Genomic DNA, 13,784 nt, shown 5'->3' on the forward strand with positions numbered 1-13,784 from the left:
TGGACAACATGGCCGATGAGCAGACGCAGGACATCCGTGAGATCCCGTTCCGCACCGCCGAGGGCGAGGAGAAGACGCTGGCCGACCTCGGCGAGGGGCCGTTCCTCGTCGTCAACGTCGCCTCCAAGTGCGGGCTGGCACCGCAGTACGAGCAGCTCGAACAGCTCCAGCGCACGTACGGCGAGCGGGGGCTGACGGTCGTCGGCTTCCCCAGCAACCAGTTCATGGGTCAGGAGCCGGGCTCGATGGAGGAGATCCTCGAGTACTGCTCCACCACGTGGGGCGTCACCTTCCCCGTCGAGGAGAAGGTGCACGTCAACGGCCGTCACGCTGCGCCCCTGTACAAGGCGCTCAAGCGGGCGAAGAACCCCGAGGGCGCCCGCGGACCGGTCATGTGGAACTTCGAGAAGTTCCTCGTCACCACCGACGGCACCGTGCACCGGTTCCGTCCGCAGACCAAGCCCGACGCCCCCGAGGTGATCGAGGCGATCGAAGCGGCGCTGCCGCGCTGAGCCGGCTCAGGACGCGGTGGGAACCGCGTCCTGACGCTCCGCCCACACCTGACGGGCGATCTGCGCGAACGCCTCCGCGGGCTGAGCGCCGCTCACGCCGTACTTGCCGTCGATGACGAAGAACGGCACCCCGGTGATGCCGTAGGCCTGCGCCTGCTGCTGGTCCGCGCGGACGTCGGGGAGGTGACGCTCGGACTCGAGCGCCTCCCGCACGGCATCGCGGTCGAGGCCGACCTCCGCTGCGAGATCGACGAGGTTCTCGACACGGCCGACGTGGCGGCCCTCGGTGAAGTAGGCGGCCATCAGGCGCTCGGCCATCTCGTGCTGTCGCCCGGCGGCTTTGGCGACGTGCAGCAGTTCGTGGGCCTTGACGGTGTTGGTGTGCTTGAGCAGGTCGAACCGGTACTCCAGCCCCGCCTCGGCGGCGACAGCCGTCACGCGCTCCAGCATCTGCTGAACCTGTTCGCGCGGCATCCCCTTGTGGTCGGCGAGGAACTGCAGCTCGTCGCCCTCGAAGTCCACGGGGGTGTCGGGTGAGAGCTCGTACGAGTGGTAGGTCACCTCGACCTGGGGTGCATCGTCATCGGCGGATGCCGCGGCCAACCCGTTCTCCAGGTTTCGCTTGCCGATGTAGCACCACGGGCAGGCGATGTCGCTCCATACGTCGATCTTGATGGCATCCGTCATATCCGGCACAACGCCCGGACCCGACGCATCTATTCCCGCGCGGTCATACAGTCGGGGCGTCGATCGCGCCGCCGAACCGGCGCTCGCGGTCCAGGTAGATGCCGATCGCGCGCCACAGCTCGGCGCGGCTGAAGTCGGGCCAGAGCGTGTCGAGGAACACCATCTCGGCGTACGCCGACTCCCACAGCAGGAAGTTCGAGGTGCGCTGCTCGCCGCTGGAGCGCAGGAACAGGTCGACGTCGGGCATGTCGGGCACGTAGAGGTGACGACGGATGAGCTTCTCCGACACGGCGGACGGCTTGATCCGCTTGGCGGCGACGTCATCGGCGATGGCGCGCACCGCGTCGACGATCTCGACGCGTCCGCCGTAGTTGACGCACATGGTGAGGGTGAGCACGTCGTTGCCCGCGGTCAGCTTCTCGGCGTACTGCAGCTCCTTGATGACCGACCCCCACAGGCGGGGCTTGCGGCCGGCCCACCGCACCCGGACGCCCCACTCGTTGAGCTGGTCGCGGCGGCGGTGCAGCACGTCGCGGTTGTAGCCCATGAGGAAGCGCACTTCCTCGGGTGAGCGTGCCCAGTTCTCGGTGGAGAATGCGTACACCGAGAGGTGCTTCACCCCGGCCTGGATCGCTCCCGCCACGACGTCGAGCAGCACTTCCTCGCCCGCCTTGTGACCCTCGATGCGCGTGAGCCCGCGGCGATTGGCCCAGCGCCCGTTGCCGTCCATGACGATCGCGACGTGCCCCGGCACGGAGCCCTGGGGGAAAGCCGGCGGCTGCAGCCCCGTCCAGTCCAGCGGGCGGTAGGGCACGGCGTCACGATGCGTGTAGGGCTTGGGGGTCATCGGGAGCTTTCCGGTCGGGGCGACTGCGTGGTCGACACGTGCGAGAGCGAGCGGATGCCGCGCTCCAGATGCCACTGGGCGTAGGCGGCCACGAGGCCCGACGCCGCGCCGGAGGATGCGGGGGTCGCGGCATCCACCACATCCCACTCCCCCGCGATGAGCGCGCGCAACTGCACGCCGGTCTCGGGATGCACCCGTGCCGATCCGGCCGGCGCGCACGAACCGCACACCATGCCGCCCAGCTGGGCGACGAACCACTCGTGGGGGCCGGCCGCCGCGCACCGCGCGCACTCGTACAGTCCCGGCGCCCAGCCGGAGAGGGCCATGACGCGCAGCAGGTACGAATCCAGGACCGCCCGTGACGCGTGCTCGCCGCGCGAGAGCGCGCGCAGGCCGCCGACCAGCAGCAGGTACTGCTGCGGTGTGGTCTCGGACTCGTTGAGGCGATCGGCGGTCTCGACCATCGCGCTGGCGGCCGTGTAGCGGTCGTAGTCCGCGGCGATCTCGGCGCCGTAGGTGCCCAGCGACTCCGCCTGCTGCACGATGTCGAGGGAACGGCCCTGGTAGAGCTGGACATCGGCCACCATGAACGGCTCGAGCCGCGCCCCGAACCGCGACGAGGTGCGGCGCACGCCCTTCGCGACGGCGCGGAGCTTGCCGTGGCGCCGGCTCAGCATCGTGACGATGCGGTCGGCTTCACCCAGCTTGTGGGTGCGCAGGACCACGACTTCGTCGCGATAGGTGGGCACCTGTCCATTATCGACCGATGACGGCGCTGTCGCGTCGCAGTGCGTGGCCAGACACAATGATCAGGTGGATGAATCGACCTTCATGATCCCGCTGTGGGCGGATCTGCTCGCCGTCGGCCTCGGCGGTGTCCAGGGGGCGCTGTTCGCGTCGGGGTTCACCGGTCGCCGGCTGGACTTCCTCGGTGTCGCCATCATCGGCATCCTCATGGGGATGGGCGGTGGTCTCATCCGCGATCTGCTGCTGAACGCGCCGCTGGCGACCCTGCAGAGCAACTGGTATCTGCTCACCGCGATCGCCGCGTCGCTGGTGGGCATGCTGCTGGCGGGCATCTTCCAGCGTCTGAACAGCGTGATCATCGCGCTGGACGCGGTCGTCATCGGCCTGTTCGGCGCCTTCGGCACGAGCAAGGCGATCGCCTACGGGCTGCCGCCGGTGCCCGCAGTGTTCATCGGCGTGTGCGCGGCGGTGGGAGGCGGCATCCTGCGCGACGTCATCATGGGGCTGCCGGTCGCCATCATGCACGTCGGGTCGCTCTACGCCGTCGCCGCCGCTGCCGGCTGCGTGGTGCTCGCGGGGCTGCACGCTTTCGGCATCCCGCTGGCGGCGGCTGCGGTCACCGGCGTGATCGTGACGACGGTCATCCGGCTGCTGGCGGTGATCTTCGACATCTCCCTGCCGGAGCAGAGGCGCCTCCATCGGCGCAAGGTGGCCGTGGAGACCGCCGCGATCCCGACGATCAAGCCCGACCCGCCGCGCCGCTTCCGCCTGCGCCCGTCGCCGCGTCGCCCCCGCCCTCGCCCTCGCCACTGAAACGACAACCGGCGGCCGAGACAGTGGGTAGTACCCGTTGTCTCGGCCGCCGGCTGTCGTCTCACCGATCGGTGGGGACCCGGTGGGCTAGACGGCGGTCAGCTCGGGCTCGGGGGTCTGGGTGCGGGCGCGGATGGCGCGGTTCACGCAGGAGACGACGGCCTTGAGGCTCGCGGTCGAGATGTCGCCGTCGATCCCGACACCCCACAGCCGCTCGCCGTCGACCTGCAGCTCGACGTAGGCGGCCGCCTGAGCGTCGCCGCCGGCGCTGAGGGTGTGCTCGACGTAGTCGTACAGCGAGATGTCGAAGCCGCGGGCGTGCAGGATCGACAGGAACGCCGCGATCGGGCCGTTGCCGACTCCCGCGACGTCCTCACGCTCGTCCCCGTCGCGCAGCGCCACCTCGAGGGTCACCTCGCCGGACAGGTCGCTCTGGGTGCGGGTGCCGAGCAGCTCGAACCGGCCCCACTTGGCCTCATCGGCCGAAGAAGGCAGGTACTCGTCGGTGAAGATCTCCCAGATCTGGTCGCTGGTAACTTCGCCGCCCTCGGCATCCGTCTTGGCCTGCACGACGCCGGAGAACTCGATCTGGAGCTTGCGGGGCAGGTCCAGCGAGTGGTCCGAGCGCAGCAGGTACGCGACGCCGCCCTTGCCGGACTGGGAGTTCACGCGGATGACCGCCTCGTACGACCGGCCGAGATCTTTCGGGTCGATCGGCAGGTAGGGCACGGCCCACTCGATCTCGTCGACCGAGACCCCGGATGCCGCGGCGCGGGCTTCCATCGCCTCGAAGCCCTTCTTGATGGCGTCCTGGTGCGACCCGCTGAACGCGGTGAACACGAGGTCGCCCGCCCACGGGCTGCGCTCGGGCACCGGCAGCTGGTTGCAGTACTCCGCGGTGCGCTTGATCTGGTCGATGTCGCTGAAGTCGATCTGCGGGTCGATGCCCTGCGTCAGCATGTTGATGCCGAGGGCGACGAGGTCGACGTTGCCGGTGCGCTCACCGTTGCCGAACAGGCATCCCTCGATGCGATCGGCACCGGCCATGTAGCCGAGCTCCGCCGCCGCGATGGCCGTGCCACGGTCGTTGTGCGGGTGCAGCGACAGGATGACGTTCTCGCGGTGCGCGAGGTGACGGCTCATCCATTCGATCGAGTCGGCGTAGACGTTGGGGCTGGCCATCTCCACCGTCGCCGGGAGGTTGATGATGACCTTGCGCTCGGGGGTCGGCTCGAAGACCTCGATGACCTGGTTGCAGATGTCCACGGCGAACTCGAGCTCCGTGCCGGTGTAGCTCTCCGGCGAGTACTCGTAGAAGACCTGGGTCTCGGGGATGCGCTTCTCGAACTCGCGGCACAGGCGCGCACCCTCGAGGGCGATGTCGATGACACCCTGCTTGTCGGTGCGGAACACGACCTCGCGCTGTAGCACGCTCGTGGAGTTGTACAGGTGCACGATCGCGCGCTTCGCGCCGGCGATGGACTCATAGGTGCGCTCGATGAGGTGCTCGCGCGCCTGGGTCAGCACCTGGATCGTGACGTCCTCGGGGATGAGGTCCTCTTCGATCAGCTGGCGCACGAAGTCGAAGTCGGTCTGGCTCGCCGAGGGGAATCCGACCTCGATCTCCTTGTAGCCCATGCCGACGAGGAGCTCGAACATGATGCGCTTGCGTTCGGGGCTCATCGGGTCGATGAGCGCCTGATTGCCGTCGCGGAGGTCCACGGCGCACCAGCGCGGCGCGGTCGTGATGCGGGCGTCGGGCCAGGTGCGGTCGGGCAGATCGACCTGCAGCTGCTGGTGGTAGGGCCGGTACTTGTGGATCGGCATACCGGAGGGCTTCTGGGTGTTGTCCATGATGAGGGCTTCTTCTCTCGCCGCGGACGGCGGTTTCTCAGATGATGCGGGCCGACGACGAGCTCCGCGGCGAGAAGGGCCCTAGAACGAGGACTCGCCGCGGCAGCTAAGAAGGAGAAGCGTGCCAACGCGCATGGGTCGATGTTAGCAGGATGCCGTGTCGCTGGTGCCGCGCGGACCAGATCGCCCCGAGGCTCGGGTGATGACCCGACCGAAACCCAGCAGATTGCTTAGCGTCGTCGGCATCCTCGTGACTTCCGTCGCGGTCGGCACAGCGTGCGCGCCTGAGACTTCCGGTACCGCCGGCCCGGACCCTGCGTCATCCTCCGCGTCTCCATCGCCGGATCCCGCGACGCCCGACACCACGGCCGCGCCGCTGGGCGCGGTGTGGCCCGAACCGCCCGAGGGTGAGGTCGTCGCGGAGGGGACCGTGCTCGACGCCAACGGGGTGGTGGTGATCTGCCTGGGGGCCGTGGCCGAGTCCGCTCCGCCGCAGTGCAGCGGGACACCGCTCGAGGGGTGGAGCTGGGACGGGATCGGCGGCGCGGGGGCGTTGGATGCCATGTGGGGCGATTACACGGTGCAGGGGACATACGACGGCGAGCGGATCGCCGTGACGCAGACCCCGTCGCCTGCGGCTCACCCGGACCCGGCGCCCGAGGTCACCGTCACCGACGACGCCGAGCGCAAGCGACTGACCGACGTCTGGGAGCAGATCGTCGACCGCATCGGAACCCGAACCATCTCGACGCACATCGACCCCGATCGGGTGGAGGTGCACGTCGTCTGGGACGACGGCACGCTGCAGGATGCCGCCGACGCCGAGTTCGGCGAGGGCGTGGTCTATATCCGATCGGCCCTGCGCCCCGCGGACTGAACCTCGGCGCTGCGTCGGGATCAGCGCACCGGGGTCCGGTCAGGGAGCGAGGGCCAGCTTGCCGCCGGGGTGGCCCGTCATCAGAACGCGCAAGGCGTCGTGCAGTCGCTCGAGCGGGAAGACGCCCGCGATCGGCACCTCGAGCTCTCCTGCCCCGGCGAGGGCGATGAGTTCGGCCCGCACACTGTCACGGTAGGCGGCGCTCGCGCGCATGCCGCCGGCGATGCGACGGATGCCGAGGCGCTCGGCCGTGTCGGTCGCGGCGACGGTCACGCTGCGCGACGGATCGGCGACCACCTCGAGCGACACGCGCAGGGCCATCAGAACCCGAGGCGGCCCAGCTGCTTCGGGTCGCGCTGCCACTCTTTGGCCACGCGCACGTGCAGCTTCAGGAACACGCGCGTGCCCACGAGCGGCTCGATCTGCGCGCGCGCCCGCGCCCCCACGTCGGCCAGCCGCGAGCCGCGGTGACCGATGATGATGGCCTTCTGGCTGTCGCGCTCCACGACGACGCTCGCGAAGATGTCGGTGAGATCGCTGTCTTCGCGGCGGGCGATGTCGTCGACGGTCACCGCAATGGAGTGCGGCAGCTCGTCGCGCACGCCCTCGAGGGCCGCTTCGCGGATGATCTCGGCGATGCGGTCCTCGAGCGACTCGTCGGTGACGACGCCCTCTTCATAGAGCGCCGGGCCCTTCGGCATGAGCGAGAGCAGCTCGTCGGCGAGCACGTCGAGCTGCTCGTGGGTGACCGCGGAGAGCGGGATGACGGCATGCCAGTCCTCGCGCAGTGCGTCGACCTCGATCAGACGCTCGGTGATCTGCTCGCGGCTGCCGGCGTCCGTCTTGGTGACGAGCGCCACCTTCTTGGCGCGGGGGTAGTTCGACAGCGACTCCGCGATGCGGCGGTCACCGGGGCCGACCTTCTCCGTGGCGGGCACGCAGAACGCGATGACGTCGACGTCGCCGAGCACCTGCTCGACGAGGTCGTTGAGACGCTCACCGAGCAGGGTGCGCGGGCGATGGATGCCGGGGGTGTCGACGATCACGAGCTGACCGCCTGGACGGTTCAGGATGCCGCGGATCGCGCGCCGCGTCGTCTGCGGCTTGTCGCTGGTGATCGCGACCTTCTCGCCGACAAGGGCGTTGGTGAGCGTCGACTTGCCCACGTTGGGGCGTCCCACGAAGGTGACGAAGCCGGAGCGCTGGACGTTCTCGTCGATGTGAAGCTCTCAATTCTGCATATGGATCTGCTGCCCCTTGATCAGGGGGTAATCCACCAGTGTAGTTGCGTCGAGATCCTCCTTGTGCATGTCGACGCCCGTGACCTGGCTGTTCTCGTAGGTCGTGTAGTAGTAGATCCCCTTGTCGGTGTTGCAGCACGACGAGTAGATCGTGATCTCGAACTTGCCCGGCTCCACCTGCACCAGGCCGCGCTGCTGCGCGACGGATCCGAGGATCTGGAAGAACTGGCTGATCGATTCCGATTCGGAGTCCCCCGACAGCGAGTTCAGCTTCGTGAATGCCGCCTTGACGAAACGCGAGGCCGACGACAGGTCTCCGGGAAGGCCGATGGCACCCATGCCGCGGCTGTAGACATCGAAGTCCAGGCCGTCCGAGAAGTTCTTCTCGGGCGGATTCTTCGACAGGTGCATGTAGTTGTTCAGATTGAACAACTGGATGTCGAAGGTGGGATTGTTGGTGAGCACGCCGACGGGGTTGTCGTAGACCTTGAGCCCTTCCTTGACGCTCTCGACCGTGATGGATCGGTTCCTGTCGGAGATGATCCAGTGCAGCGGGGAGAGCGGGAAGGACTCGCTGAAGGAGATGTTCACGAGGCTCAGCGTGGCCAGTTCCGCCTTGACCTGTTCGACTGTTTCGAACTGACCGAGGATCCAGGGGATGAACTCGAACGGCGTGATGTTCTTCTTGTCCTGGGACTCAGGCTTGTAGTCGGCGTTCTCGGGGAAGTTGAGCCCCGCCATGCTGAGACCCTTTTCGTTGGTCGCGTCGTAGTACAGCGGGTAGCCGTCGGCAATAGTGGCCATGCCGATGATCGCGTGGTGCGTGGCGAGCGTCTGCTCCTTGCGGAACTCGAAAGGGAAATTCCGGGGGGTGATGGTGACGGTCTCGTGGTACGAGAACTCGAGGTCGAGATTCCGTCCGAAATAGTGATCCCGCGTGGTGTAGTTCGCGCCTGTGCACATATGACGACCTCCGATGTCGCGTTGTCCGGCTGATCCGGTACGGGCAACATTAGGTGGGCGTCAGGCCGACCGCCAGAGGGTGGGCGGCTCAGGAGGGGCGTGTGATCTCACCCGTGCGGGGAGCGCGCGAGAACGCCTCCTCCGCCGCATCGAAGGCCTCGCTGCGCTCGACGAAGACCGTGGCAAGACCCCGCCCGCGTCCGCGGGAGGCACCGCCGGTGATCTCGAGTCCGTGGGTCTGTGCGGTCGCTCCCGGCATCGGCACCCGGCCCAGCGCCTTGCCGAGGAGGCCGCCGATCGAGTCGACCTCGTCGTCTTCGAGCTCGAGCCCGAACAGCTCGCCGACTTCGTCGAGTCCGAGGCGTGCGCTCACGCGGTAGCGACCGTCGCCGAGGTCCACGACCTCTGCTGCGCGAGCGTCGTACTCGTCGGAGATCTCCCCCACCAGCTCTTCGATGAGGTCCTCGAGGGTCACCAGGCCCGACACGCCGCCGTATTCATCGACGACCAGGCACACGTGCACCGCATCGCGCTTCATCTGCTGCAACAGGGTCTCGGCCTTCATCGACTCCGGCACGAACACCGCCTTGCGGGCGATGGTGCTCACCGAGACGTTGCGCCACGCGCTCTCGTCGCGGAAGGCGAACTGCACGAGGTCCTTCAGGTAGAGCACTCCCACGACGTCGTCGGCGTCGTCGTCGACGACAGGCAGACGCGAGACGCCGCGGTCGAGGAACAGCGACATCGCCTCGTCGGTCGTCGCGGCGGCATCCACCGACACCATGTCGGTGCGCGGCACCATCACGGCGCGGACGAACGTGTCGGTGAAGTCGAACACGGAGTGGATGAGGTCGCGGTCGTCCTCCTCGATGAGGTCCTGCGAGGCGGCCTCGTCGACCATGCTCAGCAGCTGCTCCTCCGAGGCGAACGAGGCGTTGCGGGAGACGCCCGGGGTGAACCGGTTGCCGAGGATCACCAGCAGGTGCGCCAGCGGGCCGAGCACGATGCGGGCGCCGCGCACGATGGGGGCGGCGGTGCGCAGCAGCCCGGCGGCGTGCTGCCGACCCGCGGAACGTGGGCTCGCACCGACCAGCACGAAGGAGACCACGGTCATCAGGAGCGCGGCCGCCAGCATGGCCCACCAGATGTTGTCGAACGCCAGCATGAAGGCTGCGGTGACGAGCACGGCGGCCGTCGTCTCGGCGAGGATGCGGATGAAGACGACGGCGTTGCCGTGGGCTTCGGGGTCGTCGGCGATCTTGCGCAGCGCCGCGGGCGAGCGCGACGTCGAGGCGAGCTCGGCCAGACCGGCGCGGCCCGTGACGGCCAGGGCCGCGTCGAGCGCGGCCATCAGTCCACCGAGCGCGACGAGGAGCACCGCGGCGATGAGGAGGAGGATCTCTGTCATGCGCGGGGGCGGCGTCGCTCGGAGGCCGCGAAGTCGAGGATCAGCTGCTTCTGCAGGCCGAACATCTCGCGCTCCTCTTCGGGCTCGGCGTGGTCGAACCCGAGCAGGTGCAGCAGGCCGTGCGTGGTCAGCAGCACCAGCTCATCCAGCGTGGAGTGGTGCGCGGCCAGCGCCTGGGCCTCGGCGACCTGCGGGCACAGCACGATGTCGCCGAGCAGCCCCGGGGGCGTCGGCATGTCCTCGGTGCCGGGGCGGAGTTCGTCCATGGGGAAGCTCAGCACGTCAGTGGGTCCGGGCTCGTCCATCCACTGCACGTGCAGCGCCTCCATGGCGCCTTCGTCGACCAGCAGGATCGCGACATCCGCGTCGGGGCTGACGTGGAGCTCGGCGAGGTTGTGCTCCATGAGCCGCAGCAGCACGGTCTCGTCGACGGGCACTCCCGATTCGTTGCTGATCTCGATGGTCATGAGTGTCCTCGCTTGGGCAGGTGGTCCCGCGGGCCGGCCGGGCGGTGTCCACCCCGGCGGTCGACGCGGTTGGCGAATTCGGATGCCTCGTCGCGCTCACGGCGGTGTGCCAGGCGCTGCTCGTCGTACTCGGTGTACGCGTCGACGATGCGCCCCACCAGCGTGTGGCGCACGACGTCGTCGCTCGTGAGCCGGGCGAAGTGGATGTCGTCGATGTCGTTGAGCACGCGGGTGACCAGTCGCAGCCCCGAGGTGCCCTGCGGCAGGTCGACCTGGGTGATGTCGCCTGTGACGACCATGCGGGTGCCGAAGCCGAGCCGGGTGAGGAACATCTTCATCTGCTCGGGCGTGGTGTTCTGCGCCTCGTCGAGCACCACGAACGAGTCGTTGAGGGTGCGCCCGCGCATGTACGCCAGCGGGGCGACCTCGATCGTGCCGCTGGCCATCAGCTTGGGCACGAGTTCGGGATCGAGCATCTCGTTGAGCGCGTCGTAGAGCGGCCGCAGGTAGGGGTCGATCTTGTCGGTCAGCGAACCGGGGAGGAACCCCAGCCGCTCCCCCGCCTCGACGGCGGGCCGGGTCAGGATGATGCGGTTGACCTCTTTGCGCTGCAGCGCCTGCACGGCCTTCGCCATGGCGAGGTAGGTCTTACCGGTACCGGCGGGACCGATGCCGAAGACGATCGTGTTCTCGTCGATCGCATCGACGTAGGCCTTCTGCCCGGCGGTCTTGGGGCGGATGATCTTGCCGCGCGACGACAGGATCGCCTCGCCCATCACCTCGGAGGGCCGCAGGCCCTCATCGCGCAGCATGCGGTTGGAACTGGTCACATCGACCGGGTCCAGACCCTGGCCGGCACGGGTCATGGCGATGAGCTCGTCCACGAGCGCGCGGGCAGCGGCCACCGCGGTGGCCTCGCCCGACAGCGTGATCTCGTTGCCGCGCACGTGCACGTCGACGTCGGGGTGCTCGCGCTCCACGACGCGCAGCAGCCGGTCCTGCGGGCCGAGCAGCTGCACCATCGCCACGCCGTCGGCCCAGATGCGCTCGACGGCGCCGTCTGCGGGGGTGTCCTGCGCGTCAGCCACCGACACTCGATTCCTGCAGTCCACCGGCGAGCACATGCGCGTGCACATGGAAGACGGTCTGTCCGGCATCCGGGCCGGTGTTGAACACCAGGCGGAAGTCGCCGTCGCCGTGCTCGGCGGCCAGGCTCGAGGCCAGGCCGACGAGCTCGGCGAGCAGCGCGGGGTCTCCCGCGGCGAGCTCGGCCACGTTGCGGTACTCCTGTGTCTTGGGGATCACGAGAAGATGCACGGGTGCCTGCGGCGCGATGTCGCGGATCGCGAACGCGTGCTCGGTCTCGGCGATGATCTCCGAGGGGATCTCGCCGTTGAGGATGCGCGTGAACACGCTCGGTTCGGTCATTGCTCCAGTCTACCGAGCCGTGGTGTTCCGGCCCCGGGTGCGCGTGGAGCGGGTCACCAGCGGCCGAGCGCCGTATTGACCAGCGCCAGCGCGGCGGGTCCGGCGGTGGAGGTGCGCAGCACGGTGTCGCCCAGGCGCACGAGGGTCGCGCCCGCGGCATCCAGCTGCTGCAGCTCTTCCGCCGAGATGCCGCCTTCGGGGCCGACGACCAGCAGCACGTCGCGGTCGTCGCCGTGGAGGTCGAGCGTGGTGAGGGCGATGGATGCCGTGGGCTCGAGCACCAGCAGGTGCGCCGTCCGGGCGCGCTGCACCAGGTCCCGCGTCGAGACGACGCCGGTGACCTCCGGCAGCCACGAGCGATGGGCCTGCTTGCCGGCTTCGCGGGCGATCGTCGCCCAGCGGGCGCGGCCCTTCTCGGCCTTCGCGGCATCCCACCGCGAGACGCTGCGCGCAGCCTGCCACGGCACGACCTCGTCGACACCGAGCTCGGTGGCCGCCTGCACCGCGAGCTCGTCCCGGTCGCCCTTGGCCAGAGCCTGCACGAGTGCCACGCGGCGCGACGGCGCGGGGTCATCGCGCCGTTCGGTCACCTCGACGACGACTTCACGCGGGGCGACCGAGGCGCACACACCGCTCAGCCAGGTCCCGCGGCCGTCGCCGAGCGTCACCGCCTCGCCGACCCGCACCCGCCGCACCGCGGCGGCGTGGTGTGCTTCCGCCCCGGTGAGGGTCACGAGATCACCGGGACGGGCGGACCCGGCGGCGTCGTCGACGAAGTGCAGTGCCATGGCTCAGCCGCGGAAGCGGTCGCGCAGCTTGGAGAAGAGGCCCTGGTGGAACTCGGCCAGCCGCGGCCCCGGCGCTTTGGTCTTCTTGGCGAAGTCCTCGATGAGGGCGCGTTCCTTCGCGTCCAGACGCGTCGGGGTGACGACGTGGACGCCGACGCGCAGGTCACCGCGCTGCGAACCGCGCAGCGGCGTGATGCCCCGGCCCTTGATCGTGAGCACGTCGCCGGACTGCACGCCCGGGCGCACCTCGAGGTCGACGGGGCCGTCGAGGGACTCGATGGTGGTCGAGGTGCCGAGGATGGCATCGGGCATGGACACCTCGAGGGTGGCCAGCAGGTCGTCGCCGTCGCGGCTGAAGACCTCGTGCGCCGACACGGTCACCTCGATGTAGAGGTCGCCGTTGGGGCCGCCGGCGGGGCCGACCTCGCCGGATCCGGGCAGCTGGAGGCGCAGCCCCGTCTCGACACCGGCGGGGATGTCGAGGGAGACCGTGCGGCGGGCGCGCACCCGGCCCTGACCCTGGCACGTGGTGCAGGGGAACGGGATGGTCGTGCCGTAGCCCTGGCACACGTTGCAGGGCTGCGAGGTGACGACGTTGCCGAGGAGGCTGCGCACCGTGCGCTGCACGTGCCCGGTGCCATGGCAGATGTCGCAGGTCGCGGGCTGGGTGCCCGGCTGGCAGCACGAGCCGTCGCACGTCTCGCACAGCACGGCGGTGTCGACCTCGATGTCGCGGTGCACTCCGAAGACGACGTCGCCGAGTTCGAGGGTCACCCGCACCAGGGCGTCCTGACCCCGCTCGCGACGCGACCGCGGACGGCCGCCGCGTGGGCCGCCGCCGCCGGCGGCGCCGAAGAAGGTCTCGAAGATGTCTCCGAAGTTGCTGAAGTTGCCGCCGCCGCCACCGAAGGCGCTGTCGCCGCCCATGTCGTACCGCGCGCGCTGGTCGGGGTCGCTCAGCACGTCGTAGGCGTGCGTGACGAGCTTGAATCGCTCGGACGCCTCTTCCCCGGGGTTGACGTCGGGGTGCAGTTGACGTGCCAGACGTCGGTACGCCTTCTTGATCTCCTCGGGGGTCGCATCGCGCGACACACCGAGAACGTCGTAGTGGTCAGCCACATTCGCCTTTCGTGCCGCGCGGTGGCGGCGTAG

At 69.1% G+C, this 13,784-nt stretch carries 16 protein-coding genes; 3 read left to right on the forward strand and 13 right to left on the reverse strand.

What is annotated here, in order from left to right; all coding sequences use genetic code 11:
• Positions 1-8: 8 nt before the first annotated feature.
• Entirely contained in the window at positions 9-512 is a 504-nt protein-coding gene (locus ACFVR6_RS03910) for a glutathione peroxidase (protein WP_386959042.1), read from the forward strand.
• 6 nt (positions 513-518) lie between these two features.
• Here ACFVR6_RS03910 and ACFVR6_RS03915 read toward each other — a convergent pair whose 3' ends face one another.
• From ACFVR6_RS03915 to recO, 3 genes are read right to left on the reverse strand one after another with little or no spacing between them, the layout of a single operon-like run.
• Positions 519-1,199, reverse strand: coding sequence for a DsbA family oxidoreductase (locus ACFVR6_RS03915; protein WP_386959044.1), 681 nt, complete (start codon positions 1,197-1,199; stop codon positions 519-521).
• 43 nt (positions 1,200-1,242) lie between these two features.
• Complete coding sequence (locus ACFVR6_RS03920) at positions 1,243-2,046, reverse strand: isoprenyl transferase (RefSeq protein ID WP_386959046.1); 804 nt, start codon at positions 2,044-2,046, stop codon at positions 1,243-1,245.
• Entirely contained in the window at positions 2,043-2,795 is a 753-nt protein-coding gene (gene recO, locus ACFVR6_RS03925) for a DNA repair protein RecO (protein WP_386959048.1), read from the reverse strand. Before recO ends, ACFVR6_RS03920 begins: the two co-directional genes overlap by 4 nt.
• Before the next feature lie 82 nt (positions 2,796-2,877).
• Between recO and ACFVR6_RS03930 the strand changes: the two genes are divergently transcribed.
• Positions 2,878-3,606, forward strand: coding sequence for a trimeric intracellular cation channel family protein (locus ACFVR6_RS03930; protein WP_386960230.1), 729 nt, complete (start codon positions 2,878-2,880; stop codon positions 3,604-3,606).
• Positions 3,607-3,693: 87 nt separating this feature from the next.
• On the opposite strand, the gene leuA is transcribed toward ACFVR6_RS03930, so the two are convergent.
• Entirely contained in the window at positions 3,694-5,460 is a 1,767-nt protein-coding gene (gene leuA, locus ACFVR6_RS03935) for a 2-isopropylmalate synthase (RefSeq protein ID WP_386959050.1), read from the reverse strand.
• Positions 5,461-5,845: 385 nt separating this feature from the next.
• Here leuA and ACFVR6_RS03940 point away from each other — a divergent pair, with 385 nt between their 5' ends.
• Positions 5,846-6,337: a hypothetical protein gene (locus tag ACFVR6_RS03940; RefSeq protein WP_386959052.1), complete on the forward strand. Its 492-nt coding sequence runs from the start codon at positions 5,846-5,848 to the stop codon at positions 6,335-6,337.
• 39 nt (positions 6,338-6,376) lie between these two features.
• Here the strand turns inward: ACFVR6_RS03940 and ACFVR6_RS03945 are convergent, their stop codons facing one another.
• From ACFVR6_RS03945 to dnaJ, 9 genes are all read right to left on the reverse strand, one after another.
• Entirely contained in the window at positions 6,377-6,658 is a 282-nt protein-coding gene (locus ACFVR6_RS03945) for a zinc-binding dehydrogenase (RefSeq protein ID WP_386959054.1), read from the reverse strand.
• A complete protein-coding gene (gene era / locus ACFVR6_RS03950; protein WP_386960233.1) occupies positions 6,658-7,557 on the reverse strand; it encodes a GTPase Era in 900 nt (299 codons plus the stop codon). The genes ACFVR6_RS03945 and era overlap by 1 nt, the downstream gene beginning before the upstream one ends.
• A gap of 9 nt (positions 7,558-7,566) precedes the next feature.
• Complete coding sequence (bsh, locus tag ACFVR6_RS03955) at positions 7,567-8,541, reverse strand: choloylglycine hydrolase (RefSeq protein ID WP_386959055.1); 975 nt, start codon at positions 8,539-8,541, stop codon at positions 7,567-7,569.
• An 88-nt stretch (positions 8,542-8,629) separates the two neighbouring features.
• Entirely contained in the window at positions 8,630-9,949 is a 1,320-nt protein-coding gene (locus tag ACFVR6_RS03960) for a hemolysin family protein (protein WP_386959057.1), read from the reverse strand.
• Positions 9,946-10,416, reverse strand: a complete 471-nt coding sequence (gene ybeY, locus ACFVR6_RS03965) for an rRNA maturation RNase YbeY (protein ID WP_386959059.1) — start codon at positions 10,414-10,416, stop codon at positions 9,946-9,948. The genes ACFVR6_RS03960 and ybeY overlap by 4 nt, the downstream gene beginning before the upstream one ends.
• Positions 10,413-11,438: a PhoH family protein gene (locus tag ACFVR6_RS03970; RefSeq protein ID WP_386960236.1), complete on the reverse strand. Its 1,026-nt coding sequence runs from the start codon at positions 11,436-11,438 to the stop codon at positions 10,413-10,415. Before ACFVR6_RS03970 ends, ybeY begins: the two co-directional genes overlap by 4 nt.
• 58 nt (positions 11,439-11,496) lie before the next feature.
• Positions 11,497-11,844 (reverse strand): histidine triad nucleotide-binding protein, encoded by a 348-nt coding sequence (locus tag ACFVR6_RS03975; RefSeq protein WP_386959061.1) that lies wholly within the window; start codon positions 11,842-11,844, stop codon positions 11,497-11,499.
• A gap of 53 nt (positions 11,845-11,897) precedes the next feature.
• Positions 11,898-12,632, reverse strand: coding sequence for a 16S rRNA (uracil(1498)-N(3))-methyltransferase (locus ACFVR6_RS03980; RefSeq protein ID WP_386959063.1), 735 nt, complete (start codon positions 12,630-12,632; stop codon positions 11,898-11,900).
• A 3-nt stretch (positions 12,633-12,635) separates the two neighbouring features.
• The gene (dnaJ, locus tag ACFVR6_RS03985) at positions 12,636-13,751 is read right to left on the reverse strand and encodes a molecular chaperone DnaJ (RefSeq protein WP_386959065.1); all 1,116 of its coding nucleotides are present in this window, start codon (positions 13,749-13,751) and stop codon (positions 12,636-12,638) included.
• Between the last annotated feature and the right edge of the window lie 33 nt (positions 13,752-13,784).

This window comes from Microbacterium sp. NPDC058021 (genome assembly GCF_042885955.1).
Taxonomy (GTDB): domain Bacteria; phylum Actinomycetota; class Actinomycetes; order Actinomycetales; family Microbacteriaceae; genus Microbacterium.

What these genes read in the sequence shown, in the direction of transcription:
- ACFVR6_RS03910 (WP_386959042.1), top strand. Translation starts at nt 9, where the DNA reads ATGGCCGATGAGCAGACGCAGGACATCCGTGAGATCCCGTTCCGCACC.
- ACFVR6_RS03915 (WP_386959044.1), bottom strand. Translation starts at nt 1,199, where the DNA reads ATGACGGATGCCATCAAGATCGACGTATGGAGCGACATCGCCTGCCCG.
- ACFVR6_RS03920 (WP_386959046.1), bottom strand. Translation starts at nt 2,046, where the DNA reads ATGACCCCCAAGCCCTACACGCATCGTGACGCCGTGCCCTACCGCCCG.
- ACFVR6_RS03930 (WP_386960230.1), top strand. Translation starts at nt 2,878, where the DNA reads ATGATCCCGCTGTGGGCGGATCTGCTCGCCGTCGGCCTCGGCGGTGTC.
- leuA (WP_386959050.1), bottom strand. Translation starts at nt 5,460, where the DNA reads ATGGACAACACCCAGAAGCCCTCCGGTATGCCGATCCACAAGTACCGG.
- ACFVR6_RS03945 (WP_386959054.1), bottom strand. Translation starts at nt 6,658, where the DNA reads ATGGCCCTGCGCGTGTCGCTCGAGGTGGTCGCCGATCCGTCGCGCAGC.
- bsh (WP_386959055.1), bottom strand. Translation starts at nt 8,541, where the DNA reads ATGTGCACAGGCGCGAACTACACCACGCGGGATCACTATTTCGGACGG.
- ACFVR6_RS03960 (WP_386959057.1), bottom strand. Translation starts at nt 9,949, where the DNA reads ATGACAGAGATCCTCCTCCTCATCGCCGCGGTGCTCCTCGTCGCGCTC.
- ybeY (WP_386959059.1), bottom strand. Translation starts at nt 10,416, where the DNA reads ATGACCATCGAGATCAGCAACGAATCGGGAGTGCCCGTCGACGAGACC.
- ACFVR6_RS03970 (WP_386960236.1), bottom strand. Translation starts at nt 11,438, where the DNA reads ATGGTGCAGCTGCTCGGCCCGCAGGACCGGCTGCTGCGCGTCGTGGAG.
- ACFVR6_RS03975 (WP_386959061.1), bottom strand. Translation starts at nt 11,844, where the DNA reads ATGACCGAACCGAGCGTGTTCACGCGCATCCTCAACGGCGAGATCCCC.
- ACFVR6_RS03980 (WP_386959063.1), bottom strand. Translation starts at nt 12,632, where the DNA reads ATGGCACTGCACTTCGTCGACGACGCCGCCGGGTCCGCCCGTCCCGGT.